Below are 5,528 nucleotides of genomic sequence, written 5' to 3' on the forward strand. Positions count from 1 at the left end.
TGAAAATAAAATAGATGAAGTTATTAATACTTTTATAATAAGAGATAATCTAAATGAAATAAATTTTTATCCAAATAGAATAATTATGGAAGATTTCGCTGGAATTCCAGCACTTGTAGATTTTGCATCAATGCAAGAAGAAATTTTAATTAGTAGCCAAAATCAAAAACAAATAAATCCAAAAATTATGGTTGATTTAGTTATTGATAACTCTTTAAATAGTAATAATAGAAATAGTAGAAACACTGCTTCTTCTGATATAAAAAATGAGATTAATGCAAATAAAGAAAGATATAAATTCGTAAAATGGGCAGAGTATAAATTTAAAAATTTTTCTGTTATTCCATCTGGTTCTGCACTTTGTCATCAAGTGAATTTAGAATACTTATCTACAATGTTAAGCGTAAAACAAATAGAAGATAAAGTTTTTATTTTTCCTGAAACAATTGTAGGAACAAATAATGATACTACAATGATAAATTCATTAGGAGTATTAGGTTGGGGTGTATCAACTATTCAAATTGAATCTTTAATGTTAGGTTCAAATCTTTCTTTAAACTTGCCAGAAGTTGTAGGAATTGAAATAACAGGTTCCCTAGCACAAGGTGTTAGTATAATAGATGCTGTTTTAACTCTTAGTAATATACTAAAAGAGTATAAACTTAGTGGAAAATTTGTAGAGTTTTATGGAAAAGGATTAAGACATATTTCAGTAGAAGATAGAGCGATTTTATCAAATATTGTACCCCAATATAATGCAATTTGTGGATATTTTGGAGTTGATGATAATACTATATCTTTTGTTGAACAAACAAGAGGAGTTGATGCATCACTAATCAAAGACTATTATAAAAAACAATCAATGTTTGATTGTGTTGAAACTTTAGATTATGATGAGTATATTCAATTTGATTTATCTTTAATCAAACCTCTTGTAGCAGGTCCTAAAACATTTCAAAATAAAATTTGTGTAAAAGAAGTAGCAAGTAAATTAGAATCATTTAAAAAAGGAAATTTTATAAAAGACAATGATATTGTTCTTGCTACAATCAACTCTTGTGCATCTTCTTCTAATCCAACAGTGCTTATTCAAGCTGCACTTTTAGCTAAAAAAGCATGTCTTTTAGGACTTAAAATAAATAGTAATATAAAAAGAGTTTTTAAAATAGATTCTTTAATTGTAAAAGAGTATTTACTTAAACTAGATTTATTAAAATATTTAGAACAACTTGGTTTTGAAATTGAAGAATACTGTAATACAACTACTTATGAAAACTCTAATGAATTAGTTCAAAGAGTAAGTTTAGATATTGAAAAATTTAATCTAAATACAGCCTCTTTAATTTCAGCAAATCAAAACAATGAAATAAAAAGTCATCCTTTAATAAAATCAAATTGGTTAATGTCTCCTGCCCTTTTAATAGTATATTGTATAAAAGGAAATATGAACTTTGATATTACAATAGAATCATTACACCAAGATATTTTTTTAAGTGATATTTGGCCTAGTATGAACGAGGTAAATGAATATTTAGAAAAGTTAGATTATAAAGTATATAAAGAGGTATATAAGAATATATTTATAGGTGATGAAACTTGGCAAAATATAGAATATAAAGAAACAAATACTTATTTATGGGATGAAAACTCTACATATATTCAATCTTCACATATATTTGAAGAAAAAAACTTAGAAAAGATTGAAATAAATAATGCAAAAATTATGGCTTTATTTGATGATAATATAACAAGTGAACAATTAGCACCACAAGGAGCAATAGCACCTTATTCTTCTTGTGCAACATATCTTCAGAGTAAAGGATTAAAACCTGATGAATTTAATTCTTTTGAAAATAGAAGTGCAAATGAAGAAGTTATGATAAGAGGAACACTTTCAAATAGTAAACTTAAAAATAAAATTGTATCTCCAAAAGAGGGTGGGTATACAAAAGATTTTCAAAGTAGTGAGATTATGAACTTTTATGATTTTTCTTTAAAAATGAAAAAAGAGAATACTCCTTTAGTTATTTTTGCAGGAGATAATTTTGGAATAGGTAAACTAAGAGATTGGGCTGTAAAAGGTATTAAACAATTAGGAGTTCAGGCAATAGTAGCAAAATCATTTTCTAAAGAGTATAAAACAAGTTTAATATCAATGGGAATTTTACCTTTAGAGTTTATTGATGATGATATTAAAAGTTTAAATTTAAAAGGAAATGAGTTAATTTCTATTAAAACTGAAAATATAAAAATAGATCAAAAAATACAAATAGAAATCAAGAGAAAGGATGAGGTATTTAAAGTTACTGTTTTATCATGTCTTAATACAATAGAGCAAATACAGTACTATAAAAATGGTGGAATCTTATCTTATCTTCTTAAAAATACTTTCTAGTTTTTAAACTAGAAGTATTTAAATTATTGAGTAATTATTTCTAACTCTTCTAATGTTAATGGCCAAGATTTTGTAAATAAATGTTTATTTAATTCATATCTAATCGAATCAGGAATAGGCATAGATTTTTTTGTTTCATGATTAAAATGAATCATAACACCTTTTCCAATAGTACAAAGTTTTCCATTTTGATAAACCGCATGAACTAAATCAACAGAGCTATTTCCCATTTTTTGAATAGCTGTTTTTACAATTACTTCTTTACCATAAAAAACTTCTTTTAAAAAATCACATGAACTATGAGCGATAACTAAATTCCATTTTTTAGCATCTAAATCAGGAATAAAAAGTCTAAAAAAAGGATCTCTTGCTGCTTCAAACCAAACACCATAAGTATTATTATTTATATGTCCTAATGCATCAGTTTCTAAAAAACGAGGTTGTATTATTTCTGTAAACATTTTAAAACTCCAAAATTTTTATTATGATTAGTTTATCAAAAAGCTCTTAGATTAGAGTTAAATATTTATTATTATTTTTTTACTATTTTTAACTTTAAATACTCAAAAATGTTTTAAAACCAATTCTAAAGCTAAAACCCCCTAAAATACAATAAAAATTTCAAGGAATTCTATATATGCCATTTTCAAAATTTAATCTTTGCCCTTTAATATTAAAAGCATTAGAGCAAAATGATTATTCTACACCTACACCTATTCAAGAAAAGGTAATTCCCTTAGTTTTACAAAAGCATGATATTATGGCAAAAGCACAAACAGGTAGTGGTAAGACTGCTAGTTTTGTTTTACCTATTTTAAATATTTATTCTCAAAATAAAGCTTTAGGAAAAGCAAAAATTAAAGCATTAATATTAACACCAACAAGAGAATTAACTCTTCAAGTTGCAAATAGTTTTGATATTTTTAGTGAATTTTTAGAAAAAAAGCCAAAAGTTGTAAGTGTAATAGGTGGTCAAAGTATTGGTGATCAATTATTAGATATTCAAAAAGGTTGTGATATTGTTGTAGCAACGCCTGGAAGATTACTTGATATTATAAAAAAAGGGCAAATTAATTTATCAAATCTTGAGTTTTTTGTACTTGATGAAGCTGATAAGATGTTGGATTTAGGTTTTGAAGATGAATTAGAACTTGTGTTAAACTCTTTACCAGACATTAGACAAAACCTTCTATTTTCTGCAACTTATCCTCCTAAAATGTTAGAAATTGCATCAAAAATTACACAAAACCCTACAGAAGTAAGTATTGCATTTGAAGAGCCAACAGTTCAAACAATAAAACAAAGAGCAATAGAAGTAAATTTAGAAAATAGAAGTGCATTATTAAGAGATATTATTTCAAATGAAAAATTGGAACAAGTTTTAGTTTTTATGGCAAATAAAAGAGCTAGTGATAATATTGCTTCAAAATTTAGAAAATATGGATTAAAAGCTGAATCTTTTCATGGTGATTTAATTCAAGAAGATAGAAATATTACTTTAGAAAATTTTAAAACAAAAAAAACGAATATCTTATTTGCAACAGATATAGCAGCTCGTGGTTTACATATAGATGATATTTCTTGTGTTGTTAATTATGATTTACCAAGATCAGCTGATGATTATATTCATAGAATTGGAAGAACAGGAAGAGCAGGAAAATCAGGACTTGCAATATCTTTTATCACTTTAGAAAATAAAGAACATTTTAAATTAATTCAAAAAAGATCAAATATAAAATTAGATTTTGAACAAGTAGAAGGTTTTGAACTTATTGGAAACCCAATAGAAAAACAAAAAGGTAAAGAGCCTATTAAGGGAAAAAGAAAAAGTAAAAAAGATAAATTAAGAGAGCAAAACGAGAATAAAAGTAATTAATTTACACTCTTAGTTAAATCATAAAAGCATACTTTAAACGTATAGCTTTTATTTTATATCATCAATAATTTGAAGTAATATTTCTTGAGTATCTTGAGCTAATTCAATTAAATCAGGATTTATATCATCTACTAATTGAGTTAAAGAATTCATTGCAATAATTGTCTGATTATCTTCTTGATATATAGAAATTTTACAAGGCATAATTATTGACATTGACATATCTTGACTTAAAAATTCTAATGCAATATTAGGATTACAAATATCAACTATTTGACACTCATTTTTTAAATCAACACCTTTACTTTTTAATTTTTCTTTTACATTATGTATATGTTGTACACCAAACTTGTATTTTGCTACTGTTTCTTCTAAGCAAGTTACTACTTCTTGAACACTCTTTTTTGATTCTTCAATATATTGCATTTATATTCCTATTTTTTCGTAATTATAATATTTTATTTATGCTAAAAAGCTTTTATTCTTCACTTTCTTGTGGATTTTGTAATGAAGCAATTTTTTCATCAATTAATCTTAATGCATTATCTTGCGTTCTATAAGATATCTCAGGTAATTCTCCACCAAAAAGTTTATTTGCTTCTTCAAATCCTTGAACAATACCTTCTCTTCCTTTTTTAAGAAGTTCTATATCATCTCCTGCAAAACTAAAAACAAAATCTGAAATTCTTTGAGAAGTTTTTTCAACACCAAAAAAACCATCTTCTGCAATAAGAGCACTAGCTTCTTCTTCTGATAAGTCAGTAATTGCTTTACCTTCATATCCTAATTTTTCTAAGCTTAATCCATTAAGTGCTTCTTTTCCTGATAAAAAGTCTAATACATCTTTTCTTTCATTTGTTAAAGATGCTTGAACAAGACTATTTCCTTTTCCTAAATCAGATGAATCCATTGCAAATAATACTATTTGAGCATTCATTGATATTTGTACAGAAAAAGCAGAATCTTTTAATGTCTTTTCTAAATCTTTTTCTTCTGTTTTTGTATCTTTTTTTAATTGATGTTCAGCCATTCTATCAGATTTGATATCTGAGTTTGCATTTTGTTTATATGCATTTATATTTTGAGTATTAGCTAAGTTTACATTCATAACAATGCCTTTTGATTTTAATTTAATCTATATATAAGCATTGTATATCACTATGTGTTAAAATTCTCTTAGTTAATTTTGTTTTTCTCGTTTAAATTTAAGGTATGAAGTATTGATATTATGTTTTCTATCTACTTTTGTAAAGTCCT

5 protein-coding genes are annotated in these 5,528 nt (G+C 25.5%); 2 read left to right on the forward strand and 3 right to left on the reverse strand.

Going from position 1 to position 5,528, the window contains the following annotated elements; all coding sequences use genetic code 11:
- A partial coding sequence (gene acnA / locus ACERKK_RS10680) for an aconitate hydratase AcnA (RefSeq protein ID WP_373773066.1) occupies positions 1-2,395 on the forward strand: 2,395 nt, incomplete at its 5' end.
- A 23-nt stretch (positions 2,396-2,418) separates the two neighbouring features.
- Here the strand turns inward: acnA and ACERKK_RS10685 are convergent.
- A complete protein-coding gene (locus tag ACERKK_RS10685; protein ID WP_373773067.1) occupies positions 2,419-2,856 on the reverse strand; it encodes an acyl-CoA thioesterase in 438 nt (145 codons plus the stop codon).
- A 176-nt stretch (positions 2,857-3,032) separates the two neighbouring features.
- Here ACERKK_RS10685 and ACERKK_RS10690 point away from each other — a divergent pair, with 176 nt between their 5' ends.
- Positions 3,033-4,271, forward strand: a complete 1,239-nt coding sequence (locus ACERKK_RS10690; RefSeq protein WP_373773068.1) for a DEAD/DEAH box helicase — start codon at positions 3,033-3,035, stop codon at positions 4,269-4,271.
- 48 nt (positions 4,272-4,319) lie between these two features.
- On the opposite strand, the gene ACERKK_RS10695 is transcribed toward ACERKK_RS10690, so the two are convergent.
- Both ACERKK_RS10695 and ACERKK_RS10700 read right to left on the reverse strand, forming a co-directional pair.
- The gene (locus tag ACERKK_RS10695) at positions 4,320-4,697 is read right to left on the reverse strand and encodes a DUF302 domain-containing protein (RefSeq protein ID WP_373773069.1); all 378 of its coding nucleotides are present in this window, start codon (positions 4,695-4,697) and stop codon (positions 4,320-4,322) included.
- Positions 4,698-4,749: 52 nt separating this feature from the next.
- Positions 4,750-5,379: a hydrogenase-4 component G gene (locus tag ACERKK_RS10700; protein ID WP_373773070.1), complete on the reverse strand. Its 630-nt coding sequence runs from the start codon at positions 5,377-5,379 to the stop codon at positions 4,750-4,752.
- Positions 5,380-5,528: the final 149 nt, after the last annotated feature.

This window comes from Poseidonibacter sp., from assembly GCF_041821165.1.
Lineage (GTDB): Bacteria > Campylobacterota > Campylobacteria > Campylobacterales > Arcobacteraceae > Poseidonibacter.

Coding starts and splice junctions, on each gene's coding strand:
- ACERKK_RS10695 (WP_373773069.1), bottom strand. CDS start 4,697: ATGCAATATATTGAAGAATCAAAAAAGAGTGTTCAAGAAGTAGTAACT.
- ACERKK_RS10700 (WP_373773070.1), bottom strand. CDS start 5,379: ATGAATGTAAACTTAGCTAATACTCAAAATATAAATGCATATAAACAA.
- ACERKK_RS10685 (WP_373773067.1), bottom strand. CDS start 2,856: ATGTTTACAGAAATAATACAACCTCGTTTTTTAGAAACTGATGCATTA.
- ACERKK_RS10690 (WP_373773068.1), top strand. CDS start 3,033: ATGCCATTTTCAAAATTTAATCTTTGCCCTTTAATATTAAAAGCATTA.